Source organism: Streptomyces sp. SID8352 (assembly GCF_009862265.1).
Taxonomy (GTDB): domain Bacteria; phylum Actinomycetota; class Actinomycetes; order Streptomycetales; family Streptomycetaceae; genus Streptomyces.
In genome coordinates this window covers 118,182-140,625 of record NZ_WWGX01000078.1, presented here as the reverse complement: position 1 = coordinate 140,625, position 22,444 = coordinate 118,182, and the positions used below count along the sequence as shown (strand labels likewise).

16 protein-coding genes are annotated in these 22,444 nt (G+C 76.5%); 9 read left to right on the top strand and 7 right to left on the bottom strand.

Annotated elements, in window-relative coordinates; translation table 11 throughout:
- Window positions 1-661 precede the first annotated feature (661 nt).
- Window positions 662-1,900 (top strand): ROK family protein, encoded by a 1,239-nt coding sequence (locus GTY84_RS24320; protein ID WP_161228514.1) that lies wholly within the window; start codon window positions 662-664, stop codon window positions 1,898-1,900.
- A gap of 827 nt (window positions 1,901-2,727) precedes the next feature.
- Here GTY84_RS24320 and GTY84_RS24315 read toward each other — a convergent pair.
- Both GTY84_RS24315 and GTY84_RS24310 read right to left on the bottom strand, forming a co-directional pair.
- Entirely contained in the window at window positions 2,728-3,333 is a 606-nt protein-coding gene (locus GTY84_RS24315; protein ID WP_161228513.1) for an ATP-binding protein, read from the bottom strand.
- A gap of 247 nt (window positions 3,334-3,580) precedes the next feature.
- A complete protein-coding gene (locus GTY84_RS24310) occupies window positions 3,581-3,904 on the bottom strand; it encodes a hypothetical protein (RefSeq protein ID WP_161228512.1) in 324 nt (107 codons plus the stop codon).
- A gap of 347 nt (window positions 3,905-4,251) precedes the next feature.
- Between GTY84_RS24310 and GTY84_RS24305 the strand changes: the two genes are divergently transcribed.
- Entirely contained in the window at window positions 4,252-5,376 is a 1,125-nt protein-coding gene (locus GTY84_RS24305; protein ID WP_161228511.1) for a PLP-dependent cysteine synthase family protein, read from the top strand.
- Between the two features lie 116 nt (window positions 5,377-5,492).
- On the opposite strand, the gene GTY84_RS24300 is transcribed toward GTY84_RS24305, so the two are convergent.
- On the bottom strand, window positions 5,493-6,317 hold the full coding sequence (locus GTY84_RS24300) for a DeoR/GlpR family DNA-binding transcription regulator (protein ID WP_161228510.1): 825 nt from the start codon (window positions 6,315-6,317) through the stop codon (window positions 5,493-5,495).
- Between the two features lie 522 nt (window positions 6,318-6,839).
- On the opposite strand from GTY84_RS24300, the gene GTY84_RS24295 reads away from it, so the two are divergent.
- Window positions 6,840-9,323: a DUF2974 domain-containing protein gene (locus GTY84_RS24295; protein WP_237532626.1), complete on the top strand. Its 2,484-nt coding sequence runs from the start codon at window positions 6,840-6,842 to the stop codon at window positions 9,321-9,323.
- A 66-nt stretch (window positions 9,324-9,389) separates the two neighbouring features.
- Here the strand turns inward: GTY84_RS24295 and GTY84_RS24290 are convergent, their stop codons facing one another.
- The 3 genes from GTY84_RS24290 to GTY84_RS24280 form a co-directional block, all read right to left on the bottom strand.
- Entirely contained in the window at window positions 9,390-11,831 is a 2,442-nt protein-coding gene (locus GTY84_RS24290; protein ID WP_161228509.1) for a right-handed parallel beta-helix repeat-containing protein, read from the bottom strand.
- A gap of 374 nt (window positions 11,832-12,205) precedes the next feature.
- A complete protein-coding gene (locus tag GTY84_RS24285; protein ID WP_161228508.1) occupies window positions 12,206-13,033 on the bottom strand; it encodes an MOSC N-terminal beta barrel domain-containing protein in 828 nt (275 codons plus the stop codon).
- Window positions 13,034-13,079: 46 nt separating this feature from the next.
- Window positions 13,080-13,613: a DUF6643 family protein gene (locus GTY84_RS24280; protein WP_161228507.1), complete on the bottom strand. Its 534-nt coding sequence runs from the start codon at window positions 13,611-13,613 to the stop codon at window positions 13,080-13,082.
- A 294-nt stretch (window positions 13,614-13,907) separates the two neighbouring features.
- Between GTY84_RS24280 and GTY84_RS24275 the strand changes: the two genes are divergently transcribed.
- Window positions 13,908-15,197, top strand: a complete 1,290-nt coding sequence (locus tag GTY84_RS24275) for a TerD family protein (RefSeq protein WP_161228526.1) — start codon at window positions 13,908-13,910, stop codon at window positions 15,195-15,197.
- A 72-nt stretch (window positions 15,198-15,269) separates the two neighbouring features.
- Here the strand turns inward: GTY84_RS24275 and GTY84_RS24270 are convergent, their stop codons facing one another.
- The gene (locus GTY84_RS24270) at window positions 15,270-16,469 is read right to left on the bottom strand and encodes a glycosyltransferase (protein WP_345943515.1); all 1,200 of its coding nucleotides are present in this window, start codon (window positions 16,467-16,469) and stop codon (window positions 15,270-15,272) included.
- Between the two features lie 174 nt (window positions 16,470-16,643).
- On the opposite strand from GTY84_RS24270, the gene GTY84_RS24265 reads away from it, so the two are divergent.
- From GTY84_RS24265 to GTY84_RS24245, 5 genes are all read left to right on the top strand, one after another.
- Window positions 16,644-17,429 carry an aspartate/glutamate racemase family protein gene (locus GTY84_RS24265; RefSeq protein WP_161228506.1) on the top strand — a complete coding sequence of 262 codons (786 nt, stop codon included), beginning with the start codon at window positions 16,644-16,646 and terminating at the stop codon, window positions 17,427-17,429.
- 174 nt (window positions 17,430-17,603) lie between these two features.
- Window positions 17,604-18,149, top strand: a complete 546-nt coding sequence (locus tag GTY84_RS24260; protein ID WP_161228505.1) for a hypothetical protein — start codon at window positions 17,604-17,606, stop codon at window positions 18,147-18,149.
- Window positions 18,150-18,388: 239 nt separating this feature from the next.
- On the top strand, window positions 18,389-20,023 hold the full coding sequence (gene lnt / locus GTY84_RS24255) for an apolipoprotein N-acyltransferase (protein WP_161228504.1): 1,635 nt from the start codon (window positions 18,389-18,391) through the stop codon (window positions 20,021-20,023).
- Between the two features lie 279 nt (window positions 20,024-20,302).
- Complete coding sequence (locus tag GTY84_RS24250; RefSeq protein WP_161228503.1) at window positions 20,303-20,782, top strand: NUDIX domain-containing protein; 480 nt, start codon at window positions 20,303-20,305, stop codon at window positions 20,780-20,782.
- A 418-nt stretch (window positions 20,783-21,200) separates the two neighbouring features.
- A complete protein-coding gene (locus GTY84_RS24245) occupies window positions 21,201-22,292 on the top strand; it encodes an enoyl-CoA hydratase/isomerase family protein (RefSeq protein WP_161228502.1) in 1,092 nt (363 codons plus the stop codon).
- The last annotated feature ends 152 nt before the right edge of the window (window positions 22,293-22,444 follow it).

Genomic DNA, 22,444 nt, shown 5'->3' with positions numbered 1-22,444 from the left:
CGCGACGGCCCCGCGTCGCGACGGCCCCGCGTCGCGACGGCCCCGCGCCGCGACGGCCCCGCGCCGCGACGGTCGTGGCGGCGCGACGGCGGGGGCATGGCCGTATGGCACCCCGCGCCCGCCGCCGGCCCCACCGCGTGCGGCACCACGGGCGACGACGCACCGACCGTCGCCGACGCCGTCGCCGACGCTTGCGGTGCCGGTGCCGGTGCCGGTGCCGGTGCCGGTCCTGGTGCCGGTGCGCGGACGGGCTTCGTACCGCGACGCCGTGGCACGGTCGGACATCCCGTGCCCCCTCGGCCCGGGAACGGCGGGGAGGGCACCCCCGACGGCCCCGCCCCCGGTGGCTCCTTCGCCTCCCCGGTACCCAGGGCCGCCCTCGGACACCGCTCCCGGACCAGGCCCTCCCCGAACCGGGGCCGCTCCCGAACCCCGACCGACCCGGTGCGCGGACCGCCCCGTCCCCTCCGGCTCCGGGCGGCGCCGCCGGTCCGTCTCCGGCGGCCCCGGCCCGCACACCACGGGCCGCCGCCCGCGCATCCGCGCACCCGCCCGCCCGAGTTGGGGGTGTCCCGGACGGCCGGATCCGGCCCATTGGCGAGGGGGCCGTCCCGTCCGGACAGGGCACGAAGGGCCCGCGGATCATGGGAGACTCGCCCTCATGAGCGGCAAGGCGGACCCCCGGGCGGCGGGGGAAGGGAACGCGTCGAGGACGCGGCTGGACCGGGGGCGCGCCGCGCTCGGACCCGCGTTGGAGCTCGTGCACACCGGGCGCGCCCCGACCCGGGCCGTGCTCACCGCCGAACTCGGCGTCACCCGGGCCACCGCCGGTGCCGTCGCCGCCGAACTGGAGGCGCTCGGCCTGATCAGGGTGGACGCCCGGCCCGGCGCGGCGGCCGGGTCCCAGGGCCGCCCCTCGCACCGCCTCGCGGTCGCCGAGGACGGCCCGGTCGCCCTCGCCGCCCAGGTCCACGCCGACGGCTTCCGGGCGGCCCTCGTCGGGCTCGGCGGACGGATCGTCGCCACCGCGCCCGGCCGCGAGGCCGTCGGCGCCGACCCGGCGAAGGTGCTGGGCTCGGTCGTCGAGGCGGGCGCGGACCTGCTGCGGAGCAGCGGGCGGCGCTGCGTCGGCGCGGGGCTCGCCGTGCCGTCGGCCGTGGCCGAACCGGAGGGGCTGGCCCTCAACCCCCTCCACCTCACCTGGCCGCCCGGTTCGCCGGTGCGCCGGATCTTCGCCGAACGGGTGCGCGCGGCGGGGATCGAGGGTCCCGCGTTCGCCGCGAACGACGTCAACCTGGCCGCCCTCGCGGAGCACCGGCACGGCGCGGGGCGCGGCGCCCGCGACCTGCTCTGCGTGGCCACCGGCCACCGGGGGGTCGGCGGCGCCCTCGTCCTCGACGGCCGCCTGCACTCGGGGAGTTCGGGGCTGGCGCTGGAGGTCGGCCACCTCGTCGTCAACCCCGACGGCGGGCCCTGCCACTGCGGCAGCAGGGGCTGCCTGGACGTGGAGACCGACCCGCTGGCCTTCCTCACCGCGGCCGGCCGCGCGCCCGGCCCGGAGGTGTCGCTGCTCCAGCAGGCCAACGACCTGATCCGGGGCCACTACGACGACCCGGTGATCCGCAACGCCACCGAGGCCCTGGTGGACCGCCTGGGCCTGGGCCTCGCCGGTCTGGTGAACATCCTCAACCCGGACCGGATCATCCTCGGCGGGCTCCACCGCACCCTCCTCGACGCCGACCCCGGACGCCTGCGCGCGGTGGTGGCCGACCGCAGCCTGTGGGGGCGGAGCGGCAGTGTGCCGATCCTGCCGTGCGGCCTGGACCACAACAGCCTGGTCGGCGCCGCGGAGCTGGCGTGGCAGCCGGTCCTCGACGACCCTCTCGGCGCCCTGGCCTGAGCCCCGCGTCGGACCTTCCGACCCCCAGTCCGGGTCGCGCCGGGCCTTCCGAGCCCGGGTCGCGCCGGGCCTTCCGAGCCCAGTCCGGGTCGCGCCGGGCCTGCCGACCCCACCCCCGCGCCGGGCCCTCCGCTCCGTACCGGTGGGCCCGCCCCCTCGCGCCCTCCCCTCGCCCTCGTGTCCGCCCGCACGGCCCGCGCACGGTCCCGGCCCGTGCGCCCCGGAACCGCCCCCGCCCCGAGCGGCCGGGCGACGCCGGGCATGGCGCGGGGGCGACCGGGAGTGGAGCGCCTCCGCCTCCGCGACGTACACCCGCGGCCGTACGGCGACGGCCCCGGCGGTAGGACGACCCGGACCCCCTCGCGGGAGCACGCTCGGGCACGACGGCGAAGGCGTCATCCCGAGGGAGCCGACCGGCATGAACACCCTGGCGCACGTCCCCGGTGGCGGACCCGGCCCGGGGACCCCGCTCGTCCCGCCGGTCCGGGTGCCGCTCCTCGCCGGAGTCCTGGCCCTGCCGCGCCGTGCCGGGAGGGCGGGCGTCCCGGCCGTCGGCTGCCCCACGAAGAGGAGCACGCGCCCCCGCCCTGCTCGGCCGCCCGCTTCGCCTCCGGCGGGATCGACGAGGACGAGTACGGGCGTCCGCCGGGCGTCCTGGACGACGGGTCCGGCCGCACCGGACGGCGACGCGAGACATGATCACGGCGCCCCGGGCCACCGAGCCCCGGGCCTCCGTCAGGGCCGTGGGTCCGGGGTGTGCGCGTCCCCCGGCCCGTCACCCGCCCGCCGCGGCTCGCGCGGTACGCGGCGGGCGGGTCACCGCCCGGTCAGCCGGGAACGGCCGACCGGGCGGGAGCGGTGCGCGTGCCGGCGCCCTCCACCGCGTACCCGGGCTCCACCGCGTACCCGGGCTCCACCGCGTACCCGGGCTCCACCGCGGACTCCGGCACCGGAGCGGGCTCCGCCTCCGTGAAGACGACGGCGGGCAGGTCCTCGGCGGGGCGGCGCGGGTCGCGCGCGGTGGCCGGCGGCGCGACGGGGTCCTCGGTCAGCGAGAACCAGACGACCTTCCCGGACTCGCCGTCCGGCCGGGCGCCCCAGCTCTCGCTCACCGAGGCCACCATGGCGAGCCCGCGCCCGCAGGTGGCCAGCGGTCCGGGGTCGTCCATCACGGGAAGTCGGGGATCCCGGTCGCGCACCGAGACGGTGAGCCGTCCGGGCTCCAGATCCAGCTCCACCGTGCACGACTTGTCGGGACGGACGTGCAGATGAACATTGGTGAGCAACTCCGTCACGCCGAGCACGGCCCGGTCGATCAGGGTGTCCATGTGCCAGTAGCGCAGATGCGCGGAGACAATTCTGCGGACCTGGCCGATCCGCGACGGCAGGGCTTGCAGCTCCACCGCGCAATGTCTGTTGGGGTGACTGATCACGGCTGCGGCTCCCCGACATAGAAGGTCCGGAAGAACACGGAGTACGGGGCCGGCGGGGCGCAGACGCGTGCCGCCGCCCGTTGTCATCGCCGGCGGGGCTGGTTCGCAGCGTTATCGCCGGTAAACCCAGAGTGATGTGGGATCAGAGTGACGTACCGGGTGGGACCCCGCAACTCGCGGGCCCGGCAGGGGGTGGAGCACCGCGGCCCGCCGCTCCCGAGGGGCGGGGTCCGCGGTTCGCGGATGCTCAGCCGTCGCGCCCGGCGGCCCGCCGCACGGCCTCGATGAACCGCCGTGCCGCGGGCGGTCCCGGCTGGCCGGGCGCCGGATCGCCGACGCCCATGGTCAGCAGGTACCGCGTGCCGTTGAGGTCCGCCAGGGCCCGGCCCTCCGGCGCGAACCAGGGCCGAGAGGCGCGCACCGCCTGCACCGGCGCGCTGTCGATCTCACTGCCGTAGCTGGTCAGCAGCTCCAGCCTGCCGCCCCTGATACGGACCTGTCCGGCCGTGCTGAGCGAGCGCAGCCGTCTGCCGATGCGCACGCCCATGGCCGTGAACTCGGTCTCCGCCATGCCCTCGCCCCCTCGTCGTCCCCGTCGGTGTGCCGGACCCTGCCGCCGGGCGCGGCGCGGCCCCGGACCGCTCCGCCTCCAGTGTGCGCCCGGGACGGGGCACCGGCCCCGCCGGGAAAAGTGTGCCCCGGTCCGGGGGCGGGTACCAGCGCGCGCGGCGTCATTCCCCGGGCGCGCGGAGCACGCTCCCGCATCCGTGGCCGTCCGGCGGCGGCCGTGCGCCCCAGTGCTGCCTTTGGGTCTCCCAAAGGGGTGTTTATGCAGGTGAGAAGCGTGAGCAAGGTGCCTATGATCGAGGCGTCGGCAGTGCGAAGCGCCGCCGGCGCACAGTATGAAGGAGCCCCGCCGTGAGCACCACCCAGCCGCCCCGGACCGGCGCCACCCTCGACGTCGACCGCAGTGACACCGCCTCCCGCGCCTGGCTCAAGGAGGCCGTGCGGAAGGTCCAGGCCGACGCCAACCGGTCGGCCGACACCCACCTCCTGAAGTTCCCGCTGCCGGAGGAGTGGGGCGTCGACCTGTACCTCAAGGACGAGTCGACCCATCCCACCGGCAGTCTCAAGCACCGCCTCGCCCGCTCCCTGTTCCTCTACGGCCTGTGCAACGGCTCGATCCGGCCGGACCGCCCGGTGATCGAGGCGTCCAGCGGCTCCACGGCCGTCTCCGAGGCGTACTTCGCGAAGCTGATCGGCGTGCCCTTCATCGCCGTGATGCCGCGCTCGACCAGCACCGAGAAGATCCGCCTGATCGAGTTCCACGGCGGACGCTGCCACTTCGTGGACGACCCCCGCCGGATGTACGAGGAGTCCGCCCGCCTCGCGGCGGACACCGGCGGCCACTACATGGACCAGTTCACCTACGCGGAGCGCGCCACCGACTGGCGGGGCAACAACAACATCGCCGAGTCGATCTTCCACCAGCTCCGGCTGGAGCGGTTCCCCGAACCGGAGTGGATCGTCGCCACCGCCGGCACCGGGGGCACCTCGGCGACGCTCGCCCGCTATGTGCACTACATGCAGTACGACACCCGGATCTGCGTGGCCGACCCGGAGAACTCATGCTTCTTCGAGGGCTGGACCACCGGCGACCCGGACGTCTCCTGCGACCGGGCCTCGCGCATCGAGGGCATCGGCAGGCCCCGGATGGAGCCGAGCTTCCTGCCCGGCGCCATCGACCGCATGATGAAGGTCCCCGACGCCGCCAGCGTCGCCGCCGTCCGGGCCCTGGAGGGGGCCATCGGCCGCAGGGCGGGCGGCTCGACCGGCACCGGGCTCTGGAGCGCGCTGCGGATCGTGGCCGGGATGGTGGCCGAGGGGCGTCGGGGCAGCGTGGTCACCCTGCTCTGCGACCCCGGCGACCGGTACCTCGACAAGTACTACTCGGACGACTGGCTCGCCCGGCAGGGCCTGGACATCGCCCCCTACAGCGCGGCCATCGCCTCGCTGCTGCGCACCGGGACCTGGACGGAGTAGGACGCCGCCCGCCGGGGTGTCGGCGGTTCCGGCCCTCGCGTCACCCGTCCGCCGCGGCGCCGACCGTCCGTCCTCGCGCCCCCCCGCTCCGCCGCGCGCCCCCGGGGTCCGCCCGGTCAGGCCGCTTCGGGGTCCGGTTCGCCCGCCACCAGCAGCCGCAGGTGCTCCGGGATCTCCGCGCGGGCCGGTCCGGGCAGGCCGCCGTCCGTCACCAGCGTGTCCACCTCGCCCAGCGTCGCGAACGAACTCAGGCCCACCACGCCCCACTTGGTGTGATCGGCCACCACCACGACCCGCCGCGCCGACCGCACCAGCCGCCGGTTGGTCTCCGCCTCGGCCAGGTTCGGCGTGGACAGTCCGGCCTCCGCCGATATCCCGTGCACCCCGAGGAACAGCAGGTCGAAGTGGAGCGCCGCGATGGCCTGGTCCGCCACCGGCCCCACCAGCGAGTCCGAGGGGGTGCGCACCCCGCCGGTGAGCACCACCGTGGCACGGCCGGAGCGGGAACCGGAGGTGCGCTGCGCCATGTGGAACACGTCGGCCACCCGCACCGAGTTGGTCACCACCGTCAACTCCGGTACGTCCAGCAGCCGGTGGGCCAGCGCGTAGGTCGTGGTGCCGCCCGACAGGGCGACGGCCGCGCCCGGCGCAACCAGCTCCGCCGCGGCCCGCGCGATCTCCTCCTTGGCCGTCGGCTCCAGGCCCGACTTGGCCTCGAATCCCGGCTCGTGGGTGCGCGCGTCGACCACCGGCACCGCTCCGCCGTGCACCTTCTCCAGGACGCCCTGGCGGGCCAGCGCGTCCAGGTCGCGGCGGATCGTCATGTCCGACACCCCGAGCCTGCGCGTCAGTTCGTTGACCCGGACCCCGCCCCGGCGGCGCACCTCGTCCAGGATCAGGGCGCGCCGCTGCTCCGCGAGGAGGTTCGGATTCTCGCTCACGTACGCTCCGGTCCTTTCGCCGCAAAAGCCGTCCGACACGCCCACCGCACCCGCTCCGGCAGGGCCGTTCCCCCGGCCCCGGCGTGTGGACGCCCCATCCTCGCACGGCCTGTCATGACCCGCTCCATCGACAGGGGTGTTGTGTACATGTCGCGATGATGGGTCCCGGGTCACACGGATCGGCGGAAACCGGCCCCTCGGAGTGTAGGGGGGCCGCATACGGACATCCTGTGCCCGCACGGACACTGCCGACGGCGCGTCACGGGGGTGCGAACGGTGGATCGGGCAGCGCGAAGCACGGGACGGACGGGACGGGAACGGACGGCGGAGCCGCGGGGGAGGCCGGCGGAGGAGTGGACGGAGCGGACGGAGCGGACGGAGCGGACGGAGCGGACGGAGCGGACGGAGGGGGCAGCGGAGCGGCGGGAGGGGGCGGCGGAGTCACCGGTGGAGGAGACGGGGACCGCCGGGCGGGGGAGCGGGGCGCCTGGTCCCCGGACCGCCGGGGACACCGGCAGCGCCCTGGAACTGCTGGTGCACGGGGTCGGCGGCACCACCCCCGAGCGGATGCTCGACGATCCGCGCACCGTCCGGGTCACCGGTGACGACATCGCCGCCGTCTTCCGCCGGGGCGAGGACGCCGACGCCGAGTCCCGGCCGGCCGACGGGACCGGCCCCCCGGTGCCCGAGGCCTACGTCTGGTGCAATCTCACCTCGGGCAACGGCACCCGCGCCCTCTGGCTGCTGCTCCTGCCCTTCATGGTGGTCAACCTCGCCCACTGGATGCGGCCCGCCGCCCACGGCCGGGTCCGCGTGGTCCGGCTCTACGGACTGCTGGTGCGGCTCGCCGGACTCTCCCTCACGGTGCTGCTGGTCGCCGCCGCCTGCGAGGTCGCCGTCGACCTGATCGCCTGGCAGTGCGCGGGCACCCACGCCTGCGCCGTGCGCCACTCCTGGCTCGGCTTCCTCTCCCCGAGCGCCTCGCACGACGGCTGGTGGAGCATGCCCGGCCGCCGGCTCGCCCTCGCCGCCCTCGTCCCCGCCGTCCTCACCGGAGTGCTCTGGTACCTGTCCCTGCGCACCTGGCGGGCGTACGAGTCCCAGCAGCCGATGGACCGCACGGCCGGGGACGGCACCGAGGCGGACACCTCCGGCCGCACCGCACTGGACCGGCCCGGCTTCTGGTACGGCCGCCGCCTGGTCGCCCGGCTGCGCGCCGCGCACACCGCGGCCGGACTGCTCACCGTCGCCGCCGCCGTCACCGTCCCGGCCGCCGCCTTCGACCGCCGGGCGGGCGGGGCGCCCCCGCTCGACACCGCCGGATGGCTGCTCCAGTCGGCGCTCGCCGCCTGCGCCGTCGCCACCGCGGCCGTCGTCTGCCGCCGGGGGCGCAGCGAGAACCGGCTCGACGCGCACCTCGACGCGCATCTCGTGCGCCGCCTCCCACTGACCGCCCTGCTCCTGCTCGCCCTCGCCCTGCTCTACGGCGGCTGGACCCGGCCGGGCTGGACCTCGACGGGACGGCTGGCCGGGGACGCCGCCTTCGGCTCCCTCACCCTGGCGCAGGGCACCCTCGTCATCGCGCTCTGCGTGGCCGCCGGGCTGCTGCACCGCCGCGCACCCGACCCGCGCGCCGCCGTCCACGGCCTCGGCGGACCCGCCGTCGCCCTGATCGCCTGCGCCCTGGGCGGGGTGATGTCCGGCGGGATCGCCCAGCGGATGGCCGACTGGCTCGACGGCACCGGCGCCTCCCTCGACGGCCCGCCCGTCCTGCTGACCTGGCAGGCATCCGCCATCCCGCCCCTGCTCGGCCTCGTCCTGCTGCTCTGCGCCGGTCTCGCCCTGCACGCCCGGCGCCTCGCCCGCGCCGAACGCGCCGCCGTCGAGGCCGACTACCCCGGGGAGACGGGGGAGAGCGGCGACCCGGCCCGTACCCGGCGGATCGCCCGCGCCCGTGCCCTGGCGTCCCTCACCGACCGGGGCCCTCTCGTCGTCGGCGCCGTCTCGGCGGCCACCCTGCTGCTCGGCGCCGGGGCCCTGGTGGGGGCGTTCGCCACCGGGCGGGTGCCGGCCGACGCGGCGCGCGGCGCCCACCCGTTGGTGCACGGGGCCGCGCAGACCGCCCAGGGGCTCGGCTCCTGGCTGATCGGTCTGGGCTTCATACTGCTGGTCACCTGGGGGCGCCGCGCCTACAAGGACGCCTCCGCCCGCCGCACCATCGGCATCCTCTGGGACGTCGGCACCTTCTGGCCCCGGGCCGCACACCCCTTCGCCCCGCCCTGCTACGCCGAGCGGGCCGTCCCCGACCTGACCTGGCGCATGGCCACCTGGACCAGGGCCACCGGCGGGCGGCTGGTCCTGTCCGGGCACTCCCAGGGAAGCGTGCTCGCCGCGGCGGCCGCCTGGCAGCTCGAACCCGCCGTCCGCCGCCGGGTCGCCCTGCTCACCTACGGCTCCCCGCTGGAACGGCTCTACGGCCGCTGGTTCCCGGCCCACTTCGGGCCCGACGCCCTCGGCTCGCTCCACCGCGACGTCGACCGCTGGCGCAATCTGCACCGGCGCACCGACCCCATCGGCGGCCCGGTGCGGCTGCCCGGCGCGCAGGGCCCCGCCGTCGACCGCGCCCCCCTGCGGGACCCGCTGACCTACGGCCGCACCGAACTGCACCCGCTGCCCACGCCGATCCTCGGCCACGCCGACTACCAGGCCGACCCGGCCTTCGCCGAGGAGCGCCGCGGCCTCCTGGCCCGGCTCCGCCCGGAGGTGCCGTCCCCGCGCCACACCGGCCCGGAGACGCCCGGCCCGGACGCGCCCGCCCCGGCCCCCGGCAGCCATCCCGCCCGTGTCCCCGGCAGCCATCCCGCCCCGGCCGGCCGCGAGGCCGGACCGGAGCCCGCGACGGCGCGGGACGGGCCCGCGGCGGACGGGACGGGGACCGGGCCCAGGACGGTCCGCGGCACCCCCGCGGACCGGGGCCCGTCCGACGACCGCCGCCGTCGCCCGTAGGCGGCCGCGCGGCGCCGGGAGCGCGCGCACGGCCTCGTGAGGCGGACGGGAACGGTCGGACAGGCCTCAGCCGCGCCGCGGCGGCAGGTCGTCCGGGAACAGCAGGGTCAGGTCGTCCGTGCTCGGGTCGGGGAGCTGGGCGACCCGGCTCGCGTGCCGCTCCACCATCGCCTCGAAGGTCTGCCGGGCGGTGCGCCCGTTGCCGAAGGCCGGGCCCTTGGGAATCCCGGTGAAGTACGCCGCCAGAGCCTCCGGGGTGCCCGGGGCCAGCCGGTACTCGTGCTCGTCGGCCTGCTGCTCCACGATCCGCAGCAGTTCCCCGGGCCCGTAGTCGCCGAAGGTGATGGTGCGGGAGAAGCGGGAGGCGACACCGGGGTTGACGGAGAGGAACCGCTCCATCTCCACCGTGTAGCCCGCGACGATCACCACGACCGCGTCCCGCTCGTCCTCCATCAGTTTGACCAGGGTGTCGATGGCCTCCTTGCCGAAGTCCCGGCCCGCGTCCTCCGGGGACAGCGCGTACGCCTCGTCGATGAACAGCACCCCGCCGCGCGCACGTTGGAACGCCTCCTGGGTGCGGATCGCCGTGGAGCCGATGTGTTCGCCGACCAGATCGACCCGGGACACCTCGACCAGATGCCCCTTCTCCAGCACGCCGAGCGCGGCGAGGATCTCGCCGTACAGCCGGGCCACCGTGGTCTTGCCGGTGCCGGGGGAGCCGGTGAAGACCAGGTGCCGCTTCACCGACGCGGCCTTCAGCCCCGCCCGCTGTCGGCGCCGGCCCACCTCGATCATGTCGGTGAGCGCCCGCACCTCGCGCTTGACGCTCTCCAGGCCGACCAGGGCGTCCAGTTCCCCGAGGACGTCCTGCGAGGACCGGACCGGGGTCTCCGGCACGGCGGGCGCGGGCCCGGCCCCTGGCTCCGTGTCCCGCTGCCCGGGGAGCGGGCCCAGCAGCCCCGTCGACCGGGGTGCCGTCTGGGCGGCGGTCTCCCGGGCGGCGGGGGGCCGCGGTCCGCCGCTCTCGTCGCTGGTGCAGTCCTCCACGAGGGGACCCGCGTCCGGGAACCCGTCCGCGCCGCCGTCCGCGAACTCGTAACCGCCGCGCGCGCAGCGCTCGGTGCGGCACTTGCGGAGCGTGGTGCGGCTGCCGTCGATGACGTGGAAGCCGTAGCCGGCGCTGCCGGTCACCCGGCAGTTCAGGAAGCTGCCGCGCCCGCCGGCCGACACGTAGACACCGGCCTCGGAGGGGCCGTCGACGGTGCAGCGCTCGACGGTGGGGTCGGCGCCCTTCGTGACGATCACGCCGGTGCGGTTGCCCTCCAGGGAGCAGTTGTTGAGGGTTCCGCCGCTGCCGTGGTCGCGGAACCAGGCGCCGGTCGCGGCCTCCCGGATGCGGCAGTCGTCCAGTTGCGCGGTGGCGCCGTCGCTGACCGACACCGCCGTGTTGCGGACCTGGGACAGATCGCTGTCGACGACGTCGACGCGCGAGCCCCGGTCGAGGACGAACAGGGCGTCCGGCACGTCGTGCACCCGGCAGGAGTCGAGCACGGCCGTGGCGCCGTCGCTGACCCACACGGCCGGGTAGTCGCCGGTGCTGTCGAATATCTCGCACTGGTTGGCGTCGACGCGGGTGCCCGGGTCCCACACGGAGAGCCCGTTGCGCCCGAACTGCCGCACGCTGGTGCGGGTCAGGGTGAGCACCGACCGGGAGCGCAGGTCCACCGCGTTCTCCGGGATGTCGTGGATGCGGCAGTCGGCGAGCGTCAGCACGGCGTCGGTGTCCAGGGTGATCCCGTCGGCGGTGGTGCGGTGCACCGCGCAGTCGGTGAGGTGGCCGGTGGCCCGCCCGGTGATGTGGACGCCGCTGCCGCGCACCTCGTAGACCTCGCAGCCGACCGCCTCCAGGGCGGAGCCCTCACCGGTCGCCGTCAGGCCCGAGCCCGCCGCGTGGTGGACCCGGCAGCGCTCCAGCCGGGGGTGCGCGCCGGAGCTGACGGCGATGCCCGCCCGCCCGGCCGAGACCACCTCGCACTCCTCGAACACCCCGCCCCCGCCGTCCAGGACGGCGATGCCCACCCCGGCCGGGTTGTCGACGCTGCAGCGCCGCACGGTCGGCCGGGCGCTGCCGCGGACCTCGATGCCGGAGGCGGAACGGGTCACCACCCGCACGTCCAGCAGCTCCGGGGTGCCCTCCTCGACGAGGACGGCGGGCGCCGCCGCGTCCTGGCCCTCCACGTGCAGGTCCTGGACGACGGCCGAGGCGCGCACGGTCAGCGGCACGCCCTCGGTCGGCGCGATCCGCACCGAGCCGTGGGAGCCCTCGGGGCCGCGCAGGGTCACCGCCCGCTGGACGACGAGGTTCTCCCGGTAGGTGCCCGGGGCGATGGTGAGGACGTCACCGTCGGCCGCGGCCTCCAGGGCGGCGGCGAGCGATGCGTACTCACCCGTGCGGCGCCGCCACCGCGAGGTGCCGGTGTGCGTCACCTGGACCGTGCCCTGTGCCATGGCGCTGCTCTGCCCCCACCTCGTCGTCCTGACGGCTCGTTCGCCCGCGGTGTGCTCCGCGGCTCCCCCCGGCGGGTCGCGGCCGACCCGTTCGGCCGGTCCACCGTAGCGTGCGGACGGAGGGCGGGCCGACCGGAGGCCCGGGCCCGTCCGCCGCCGGTCGGCGGCCGGCGCCGGGCCCGCCGTCGACGGCGGCCGGCCCGACGGGCCCGTCGGCGACGGGCCGTGTGCCCCGCTCCGGGCGAGGCACGGTCGCCGCCGCGCGTCCACCGCGCGCCGCCGGCTCCCGGCGGGGCCGTCGCGCGGCCGTCCCCCGGGTCAACGCCCGGGCGCGGCACCGGGTTCCCCGGACCCGCGCCGCCGGGCGGTCGCGGCTACTCCAGCACCCGGACCGGGTCCCCGACCCGCACCGTGCCGAGCCGTTCGGGCACGAGGTTCTGGCCGAAGACCAGCCTGCCCTCGATGGCGCGGTGCCGGGCGAGGCTGCGCAGCGGTTCCTTGCCGCGCGCGGCGGTGTCCTGGTCGGTGGTGGTCACCACGCACCGACCGCAGGGCTTGGCGACCCGCGCCACCAGCTCCCCGACCGCGATGCGCGTCCAGCCGTCCTCCGCCCACGCCTCGGTGCCGGAGAGGACCAGATTCGGCCGGAACCGGTTCATGGGCAGCGGCCCCTCGGCCGGGCGGTCGCCCCCGGCGATCATCGCGTTGAGGGCGTCCAGGGAGGCGGTCGTGGTCACCAGCAGCGGGAAGCCGTCGGCGAAGGTCACCGTCTCGCCCGGCCGGGAGTACGCGGGGTCGACCTGGCGGCGGGTGGCGGGATCGTCCATGTGCACCAGGCGCACGTCGGTGCCGAGGTGGGCACTGCACCAGGCGTGCGCCTCCGGTGCCTCGGCCGGGACGGCCTCCAGGGTGTCGCGGAAGATGTGCACCGGCACGGTCTCCGCCGCCTTCGGCACCGGCACGGTCAGCGGTTCGAGGCCCGGTGCGGACAGGCGGATGCCGCCGCCGGGCAGCAGCTCGGCGGCGGCGAGGGCCAGGCGTGGCCGCTCGCGCTGGGTGACGACCCTTCCCCCGTCGTCGACCAGCATCCAGCGGCGGTCCCCGGCCAGCCCCCAGGGCTCCACCACGGCCTCCTGGAGCGGAACGCTCCGCAACGCCTTGACCGGGTGGACGTGTATCGACTGCACTCGCGCATTCCCCATGGGGCCATGGTGCCAGCAGGCACCCGCGGGCCACCCGGGGAACGGCTCAGTAGCCGCGGTACTGCTGGTTCTGGTACGGGTCCTGGTACGGAGCCGGGGCGGGACGGGGCGCGGCGGGACGCATCGCCTCGTACCCCGCGGGGCGCATCCCCTCCTGCCCGGCGGGCCGCATGGCGTCGTATCCGGCGGGGCGCATCCCCTCGTACCCGGCGGGCCGCATGGCGTCGTACCCGGTGGGGCCCGGTGCCATGGGACGGGGCGGCTGGGGCTGGTGGGGGCCCGGGTAGCCACGCGGGGCGGTCTGCTGCGGGATGTACGCGGTGGGCGCCTGGTGCAGGGGCGCGGGCTGCGGCATCTGCTGCGCGTAGCCGTAGGAGGGCTGGGACGGCGCCGCCGGGAGGGCGGGCAGCGCCGAGGGGAGCGCCGGCAGGTGACTGACCGGCGCGTCGTACGCGGCGGGGACCCGGATCGGCGCGATCTGCGGGGTGCCCCGCTCGGCGACGAGGGAGTCGTAGATCGGGGTCTCCGGGAAGGAGGCGGAGTAGTAGCCGCCACCAAAGGTGGAGCGGGGGGAGGTCATGGCCATAAGTTAAGCCCACGATGTGCTGGTTGGGGAGACCGACAAGAGGGTTGTTTTCCCGCGTTCACGACGGCCTGGTATCCATAATTCGAGTGAATACGACAAAACAGGTCAGCATGCGTCCCGATGTGAGGTAAAAGCCGAGTTCCGGGCCTGTTACCGGGAGTTGGCCGGGGTCACTCCCCGTGCTCCTGGCGGACCCCTGGTCCAGGGGGCTTAGGTTGGGTGCGAGGACTTGACAGACCGCCGGGTACGGCCCGGCGCCACGACACAGTGATGGGGGCGTACATGTCCATGTCCAAGGGCGCGAACACTCCGGTGCCGACCGCGGCGCTGCGGGTCGAACTGGGCTGGCGATCGGGCCCCGGAGTGCCCGACGCGGACGCCTCGGCGCTGCTGCTCCTGGGTGGGAAGGTCCGCTCCGACGCGGACTTCGTCTTCTACAACCAGCCGTCGCACTCCTCGGGCGCGGTCCGGCACGAGGGCAAGCGCGACGCGGGCGGCCGGGTGACGGACGGTCTGCTGGTCGACCTGGCGCGGGTGGAGCCCGCCGTCGACACGGTGATCGTCGCCGCCTCCTCCGACGGCGGCTCCTTCGGCCAGGTACCCGGCCTGTACATCGAGGTCCGGGACGCCGCCGCGGGCACCGTCGTGGCCCGCTTCGACAATCCGGGCGCCACGGTGGAGACGGCGTTCGTGCTCGGTGAGTTCTACCGCCGCCAGGGCGCCTGGAAGTTCCGCGCCGTCGGCCAGGGGTACGGCACCGGTCTGGAGGGCCTCGCCACCGACTACGGCATCACCGTGGACGAGCCGCAGGCCCCCGCCGCACCGCAGGCACCGCCCGCGCCCCAGGCCGCCGCCCGTCCGGCCTTCCCCCCGGCCGCGCCGCCCGCCGCCCCGCCCCGCCCGGCCGCCGCCCCGGCGGCCCCGCCCGCCGCGCCGCCGGTCAGTCTCAGCAAGGTCACCCTGACCAAGGCGGCGCCCTCGGTGTCGCTGACCAAACAGGGCGGCACCTCGGGCGCCCTGCGGGTCAACCTCAACTGGGAGGTGCGCAAGCAGTTCTCCGGCTGGGGCCGCAAGCTCGGCCGCTCGGTCGCCATGCACAACGACCTCGACCTCGACCTGTGCTGCCTGTACGAGCTCACCGACGGCAGCAAGGGCGTCGTGCAGGCCCTGGGCAACGCCTTCGGCGCCCTGCACCAGCCGCCGTTCATCCACCTCGACGGCGACGACCGCACCGGGGCGGTCTCGGCCGGCGAGAACCTCACGGTCAACCTGGACCACCTGCGCAGCTTCCGGCGCATCCTCGTCTTCGTCACCATCTACGAGGGCGCGCGCTCCTTCGCGGACCTGCACGCGACGGTCACCCTCCAGCCCCAGCACGGCGCCCCCGTCGACTTCTCGCTCGACGAGTGCACGGTGCCCTCCACGGTGTGCGCCCTCGCCCTGATCACCAACACCGGCGATGACCTCGTGGTCCAGCGCGAGGCGCGCTACCTGGTGCCCGACCGCGGAGTCAGCCCCCAGCGGACCGTCGACCGCGCCTACGGCTGGGGCATGAACTGGACCCCCGGCCGAAAGTGACCCCCGGCCGCCGGTGCCGCCCCCCTCGGGAGGCACCGGCACGCCGCCGGTGACAGCCGCACGCCCCGGTGTTCAGCCCTCCTCGGGCAGGGCGCCGGGCCGGGCGTAGGTGCGGCCCTTCCACGCCGCGCCCCGCCCCCGGTGGTGCAGCACCGCGGAGTCGACCGTCATCAGCAGGTACAGCAGCGCGGTGAACGGCAGCAGCGGGGCGAGCCACCAGGGCTGCCCGTAGTAGCGCAGCATCGGCACGTACGTCGCCGCCATCACCAGCCACGCGGCACCGCCCGGCACCGCCGTGGCCGCGCCGCCCCCCACCGCGCCCGCCACGACCGCCGCCGGCGGCACCAGATACACCAGCGCCAGGCCGAGCACCGTGCCGACGAGCAGCAGCGGGCTGTGCCGCAGTTGCGCGTAGGCGCTGCGCGAGACCATCCGCCACAGGTCGCCCAGGCGCGGATACGGCCGCACGCTGTCCACCCCGTCGGCCAGCCCCAGCCAGACCCGGCCGCCGCCGGCCTTGACGGCGCGGGCGAGGGCCACGTCGTCGATCACGGCGCCCCGGATGGAGTCCGGGATCCGCGCCCGCTCGGCCGCCCGGGTCCGCAGCAGCACGCAGCCGCCCGCCGCCGCGGCCGTACGGGTCGCCCCCGCCCTCCCGTCCCGCCCGGCGATCCACCGGAAGGGATAGAGCTGGGCGAAGAAGTACACGAAGGCCGGCACCACCAGCCGCTCCCACGGGCTCTCCACGCGCAGCCGGGCCATCTGCGAGACGACGTCGAAGCCGCCGGGCCCGGCCGCCGCGACCAGGCGGCGCAGGCTGTCCGGCGCGTGGGCGATGTCCGCGTCCGTCAGCAGCAGGAACGCGGGCTCCCGCGCGCGGGCCAGCGCGATGCCGTGCCGCACCGCCCAGAGCTTGCCCGTCCATCCCGGGGGCGGCTCCCCGGGCGAGGAGACGGTCAGCGGCAGCCCGTTGGCCCGCCGCGCCAGCTCCCGGGCCAGTTCCCCGGTGCCGTCCGTGCTCCCGTCGTCGACGAGGAACACCTCGGCGCGCCCCGGGTACTCCTGCGCCAGCAGCGACGGCAGGCTCGCGGGCAGCACCCCGGCCTCGTCGCGCGCCGGGACCACCACGCACACCGGCGGCCACTCGGCGGGCTCCTCCTCCTCGGGCAGCCGGACGTCCGTCCGCCAGAAGAAGCCCTGCCCGAGCAGCAGCCACAGCCAGACGGCGAGCGACAGGACGGCCGCGGCGGACGCCACGGACGGCGTCGCCACGGCGAGCGAGGCGGCCACGTCGGCCGCGGCGGACGGACCGGCCGCGCCCGCTCCGGGGGGCGGGGCGGGCGGCGGGGCGAGGGCGGTCGGAAGGGCGGTCCACACGTCTGCGCTCACGTGCGCAGTCTGCCGCACGACCCCGGGCCGCGGCGGCGCATCGTCTATCGTGGCGGAGTGAAGATCGCGCTCATGGACTCCGGAATCGGTCTGCTGGCGGCCACCTCCGCGGTACGGCGGCTGCGGCCCGACGCCGATCTCGTCCTCTCCCTCGACCCCGACGGCATGCCCTGGGGGCCGCGCTCCGTCGAGGACCTCACCGGGCGCGCCCTGGCCGTCGCCGAGGCCGCCGCCGCGCACGCCCCGGACGCCCTGATCGTCGGCTGCAACACCGCCACGGTGCACGCCCTGTCCGCGCTGCGCGCCCGGCACGAGCCCGGACTGCCGGTAGTCGGCACCGTCCCGGCGATCAAGCCCGCCGCGGCCGGCGGCGGACCGGTGGCGATCTGGGCGACCCCCGCCACCACCGGCAGCCCCTACCAGCGCGGCCTCATCGCCGACTTCGCCGACGGGACCCGGGTCACCGAGGTGCCCTGCCACGGGCTCGCGGAGGCCGTCGAGCACGCCGACGAGGCGGCCGTCGCCGCCGCCGTCGCCGCCGCGGCCGCCCTGACCCCCGAGGACGTGACGACCGTCGTCCTCGGCTGCACCCACTACGAGCTGGTCGCCGAGCGCATCCGGGCCGCCCTGCGCCGCCCCGGCTCCCCGCCCCTGGTCCTGCACGGCTCCGCCGGGGCGGTCGCCGCCCAGGCGCTGCGCCGCCTCGGCCTCCGGCCCGATCCCGGCGCGCCCGCCGGGGGCACCCTCACCGTGCTGCTCAGCGGACGCGAGGGCACCCTGCCCGACGCGGCGCTCGCCTACGCGGAGGGCCGGCTGCTGCGCGCGGTCACCCCGGCGCGCTGACCGCCCGGCCCGCCGCCCCCCCCGCGGAGTCCGGCCCCGCCCGTCGCGCCCGGAGCCCGGGAGCCCCGGAGCGACCGCGGTCCGGGCCGGACCCGGCCGAGGGCGCCCCGGTTGGCGCAGTCACGTTCCGCGACGCCGCACACACGCGGCGAAACGTGGGTAACCTCGTCTTCCATGAGGCATCGCCCCGGCGAGAAGGTCCCCCGCCCCCCGCACGTCTGGACCGGACGCGCCACCAACAGGGCCCAGTGGTTCCTGGCCCTCACCGGCGCCGCCTGCCTGGCCCTCGGCATCGCCCTGGCCGTCGACTCGGCCTGGGAGTCCGGGGTCGCCCCGCTCGCCATGGCCGTGGTCGGCTGCATCGCCGCCGGGCTCCTCGTCCTCTACGGCACCCTGGCCTTCGTCCACGTGGCGCTCCGGGTCGACGAGGAGTGCCTGGAGGTCCGCTGCGGCCACATCGGCGTGCCCCGCCGCCGCATCCCCCTCTCCGACGTGGTCGGCGCCGAGTTCGTCCCCCATGTCACCCCGCGCCACTGGGGCGGCTGGGGCTACCGCTGGAGGCCCGAGAAGGGCACGGCCGTAGTGGTGCGGAGGGGCGAGGGAATGATCCTGCGGCTGTGGGACGGGCACACCCTGACGATCACCGTCGACGACGCGGAGTCCGCCGTGCGGGTCATCACCGGCCTGCTGCGCCCGAGGAGCCCGGGGCAGGTCCTCTGATCCACCGTCCCCGATCCGGTCCGCGCTCCTGGTCCGGTGCACGTTCCCGATCCGGTCCGGGCTTCCGATCCGGTCCGCGCTCCTGATCCGGCCCGTGTCCCCGGTCCGGCCCCGGCCCTCCCGGGCCGCCCCGCCGGTCCGGCACCGGTGCCGCGGTCCCGTGCCGGGGCGTGGTCACCGCCGGTGCCCCTCACGGGCCGTGTTGCCGGGCGCGATGTCACGCACCGTACACTCCCGGGGTGACCGCCACCGCAATCCCCGTCGGCACCCCGGACCCCTCGGAACCGCAGGCCGCGCCCGGATCCCGCGCCGCCCGACGGCTGCGGCGCGTGCTGCCGGCCTCCGTGGCCGCCCTGTCCGGAGTGCTGCTCTACGTCAGCTTCCCGCCGCGCACCGTGTGGTGGCTGGCCCTGCCCGCCCTCGCCGGTCTCGGCTGGGCGTTGCACGGGCGCACCTGGAAGGCCGGCCTCGGCCTCGGATACCTCTTCGGCCTCGGCTTCCTGCTGCCGCTGCTCGTCTGGACCGGCGTGGAGGTCGGCCCGGTGCCCTGGCTGGCCCTGGCCGCGGTCGAGGCGGTCTTCCTCGCGCTGGTCGGCGCGGGGATCTCGGCCGTGTCCCGGCTGCCGGCCCGGCCGGTGTGGGCCGCCGCCCTCTGGACCGCCGGGGAGGCCGCCCGGGCCCGCGTGCCGTTCGAGGGCTTCCCCTGGGGCAAGATCGCGTTCGGGCAGGCCGAGGGCGTGTTCCTGCCGCTCGCCGCGGTGGGCGGCACCCCCGTCCTGGGCTTCGCCGTGGTCCTGTGCGGCTTCGGCCTCTTCGAGGCGGTCCGCCTCGCCCTCCTGGCCCGCCGCACCGGCGCCGTACGGCGGGGCGCGGCGACGGCCGCCCTGCTCGCCCTGGCGGTGCCCCTCCTCGCGGCCCTGGCCGCCCGGCCGCTGGTCAGCGACCGGGCCGAGAACGGCACCGCGACGGTCGCCGTCGTCCAGGGCAACGTGCCGCGCGCCGGTCTCGACTTCAACGCCCAGCGCCGGGCCGTGCTGGACTACCACGCGCGGGAGACGGAGCGCCTGGCCGCCGAGATCGAGGCGGGCCGCGTCCCCCGCCCCGACTTCGTCCTCTGGCCGGAGAACTCCTCCGACATCGACCCCTTCGCCAACCCCGACGCCCGCCACGTCATCGACCGGGCGGCGAAGGCCGTCGGGGTGCCGATCTCGGTCGGCGCCGTCGTCGAGCGGGACGGCAAGCAGCTCAACGAGCAGATCCTGTGGGACCCCGAGAAGGGCCCCACCGACACCTACGACAAGCGGCAGATCCAGCCGTTCGGCGAGTACCTGCCGCTGCGCTCGCTCATCGGCGCGATCAACGACGAGTGGACCGGCATGGTCCGCCAGGACTTCACCCGGGGCACCGAACCGGGCGTGTTCACCATGGCGGGCACCAAAGTCGGCCTGGTCACCTGCTACGAGGCGGCCTTCGACTGGGCGGTGCGCTCCGAGGTCACCGACGGCGCCCAGCTCATCTCGGTGCCGAGCAACAACGCGACGTTCGACCGCAGCGAGATGACCCACCAGCAGCTCGCCATGTCCCGCGTCCGGGCGGTGGAGCACAGCCGCACCGTCACCGTGCCGGTGACCAGCGGCGTCAGTGCGATCATCATGCCGGACGGCCGGATCACCCAGCGGACCGGCATGTTCGTGGCCGACTCCCTGGTCCAGGAGGTGCCGCTGCGCTCCTCCCTGACGCCCGCCACCCGGTTGGGGGTGCTGCCGGAGATCACGCTCGTCCTGGTCGCCGCGGCGGGCATCGGCCTGGCCGTCACCCGCGCCGTCCGCGCACGGCGCGCCGGGACCGGGACGCCGGGCCCGGCCGCGGCGTAGCGGCACGGCCGGGCGCCCGCCCGCACCGCCGGTGACCGCCCGCACCGCCGGGGCGCGGGCGCCGTCGTCGTCCGTCGTCGCGGTGCCGGACGGTACGCGCCGGGGTACGGGGCGCGCGGTGTCGCCGGGCGGAGGCGCGGTGGCGCGCCGCGCCCCGTATCCCCGTACGCGCGCCCGGGACGTACGCCCCACCGCACGCCCGCGGAGTGACGTCGTACGCCCCGCTCCGCGCCCCGTGCCCGGCCGGTCGCCGCCGGGCGGCCCGTTAGGGTCGGGATCATGCCTACGCCCGACTTCATCCACACCATCCGCGCCCACGCCGGTCACCATCTGCTCTGGCTCCCCGGAGTCACCGCGGTCGTCCTCGACGACGAGGGCAGAGTGCTGCTGGGCCGGCGGTCCGACACCGGGCGGTGGGCGCTGATCGGCGGCATCCCGGACCCGGGGGAGCAGCCCGCCGTCTGCGCGGTGCGCGAGGTGGAGGAGGAGACGGCGGTGCGGTGCGTCGTCGAGCGGGTGGTCCTGATCCAGGCGCTCAGCCCGGTCACCTACGACAACGGGGACGTCTGCCAGTTCATGGACACCACGTTCCGCTGCCGCGCCGTCGGGGGCGAGGCCCGGGTCAACGACGACGAGTCGCTGGAGGTCGGCTGGTTCGCCGTGGACGCCCTGCCGGACCTCAACGAGTTCGGCCGCTTCCGGATCAAGCAGGCGCTGTCCGACGCCCCCGTGTGGTTCGAACCCGCCACCACCCGGTGATCCCCGCCCCGGCGGGGCGGCCCCGGCCGCACGGGAGGGGGCGGCTCCCGGGCGCCGCCTGACGGGGCTCCCGGGCGCCGCCCGCCACCGCGCCCGGGTGACTCCGGGTTCACGGGCGCCGCCCGAGGTCCGGGACGCCGCCCGGTGCCGCGCGGGTGGCGTGTGCGCCGAGTGGCACCGGTGCCGCTGGGCGACCGTGGCACCGACGGGAACGGCGCGGGCACGCCGGACCGTGGCCTCCGCCGGTCCGCCTGCCCGTCCCCTCCGCCGCACCCGTCCCGCCGTACCGGTGGCCCCCCTCGACGCCGGAGGACGCCGCGCTGAGAGGATCGTCCGGACCCGCGAGACCCACCGAGGCCCGGAAGGAGACCGAGACCATGCGCGTCACCACGGACGGCGGCCGGACGGAGGCCCACGGATGAACGGCGGCGGGAGCGACCAGGTCCTGGCGCACACCGAGGGGCGGACCGGCCGGGTCGTCCTCAACCGGCCCGGGGCGATCAACGCCCTCACCCACGCCATGGTCCGCCGTCTCGACGCCGTCCTCACCGTGTGGGAGAGCGATCCTGCGGTGGAGGTGGTGGTCCTCACCGGGGCGGGGGAGCGGGGCCTGTGCGCGGGCGGTGACATCCGCGCCATCCACGGCGACGCCCGGGACGGCGACGGCAGCGCGACCGCGGCCTTCTGGCGCGACGAGTACCGGCTCAACGCCCGCATCGCCCGCTATCCCAAGCCGTATGTCGCCGTCATGGACGGCATCGTGATGGGCGGCGGCGTCGGCGTCTCCGCCCACGGCGGCGTGCGGATCGTCACCGAACGCTCCCGTGTCGCCATGCCCGAGACCGGCATCGGCTTCGTCCCCGACGTCGGCGGCACCCACCTCCTCGCCCTCGCCCCCGGCGAACTGGGCACCCACCTCGCCCTCACCGGCGCGGCGGTCGGTGCCGCGGACGCCCTGCTCTGCGGACTGGCCGACCACCACGTGCCCTCCGCCTCTCTCGGGCCGCTCCTCGACGACCTGGCCGGAGCCCCCGTGCCGGCGGCGCTGGCCCGCCACACCCAGGCCCCGCTGCCCGGCGTTCTGGCCCGGCGGCGCCCCTGGATCGACGCCTGCTACGCCGCCGACACGGTCGAGGAGATCGTCCGGCGCCTCCGCGCCCACGGCGACCCCGAGGCCGGGGCGGCCGCCGAGACCCTGCTCACCAGGTCGCCCACCGCGCTCAAGGTGACCCTGGCCGCGCTGCGCCGCGCCCGGCGGCTCGGCTCGCTGGAACCGGTCCTCGACCAGGAGTACCGCGTCTCCCTGGCCGCCCTGGCCATGCCCGACCTGATCGAGGGCATCCGGGCCCAGGTCATCGACAAGGACCGGACACCGCGCTGGTCGCCCTCCACCCTGGAGGAGGTCGCCGAGGCGGACGTGGAGCGGTTCTTCCGGCCCCTCGGCCCCCGCGAACTCGGGCTCGCCCCCGGCACCGACACCGCCCCCCGGAACGGAGCGCGGACCGGCTGACGGGGCCTCGCCGCCGCTCCTCCCCGCTCCCACGGCCTCTGCCCTGCCCTACCCTTCGCTCCGCCGTCGGCGCTCTGCCCGGTGGCGGAGCCGTAGGGCGGTCGGGCCCGCCCGCGGCCCCGGTGTCCGCCCCGCCCCGGCGCACCGCCGCG

What these genes read in the sequence shown, in the direction of transcription:
- GTY84_RS24290 (WP_161228509.1), bottom strand. Translation starts at nt 11,831, where the DNA reads ATGGCACAGGGCACGGTCCAGGTGACGCACACCGGCACCTCGCGGTGG.
- GTY84_RS24260 (WP_161228505.1), top strand. Translation starts at nt 17,604, where the DNA reads ATGAGGCATCGCCCCGGCGAGAAGGTCCCCCGCCCCCCGCACGTCTGG.
- GTY84_RS24285 (WP_161228508.1), bottom strand. Translation starts at nt 13,033, where the DNA reads ATGGGGAATGCGCGAGTGCAGTCGATACACGTCCACCCGGTCAAGGCG.
- GTY84_RS24250 (WP_161228503.1), top strand. Translation starts at nt 20,303, where the DNA reads ATGCCTACGCCCGACTTCATCCACACCATCCGCGCCCACGCCGGTCAC.
- GTY84_RS24245 (WP_161228502.1), top strand. Translation starts at nt 21,201, where the DNA reads ATGAACGGCGGCGGGAGCGACCAGGTCCTGGCGCACACCGAGGGGCGG.
- GTY84_RS24280 (WP_161228507.1), bottom strand. Translation starts at nt 13,613, where the DNA reads ATGACCTCCCCCCGCTCCACCTTTGGTGGCGGCTACTACTCCGCCTCC.
- GTY84_RS24275 (WP_161228526.1), top strand. Translation starts at nt 13,908, where the DNA reads ATGTCCAAGGGCGCGAACACTCCGGTGCCGACCGCGGCGCTGCGGGTC.
- GTY84_RS24320 (WP_161228514.1), top strand. Translation starts at nt 662, where the DNA reads ATGAGCGGCAAGGCGGACCCCCGGGCGGCGGGGGAAGGGAACGCGTCG.
- GTY84_RS24310 (WP_161228512.1), bottom strand. Translation starts at nt 3,904, where the DNA reads ATGGCGGAGACCGAGTTCACGGCCATGGGCGTGCGCATCGGCAGACGG.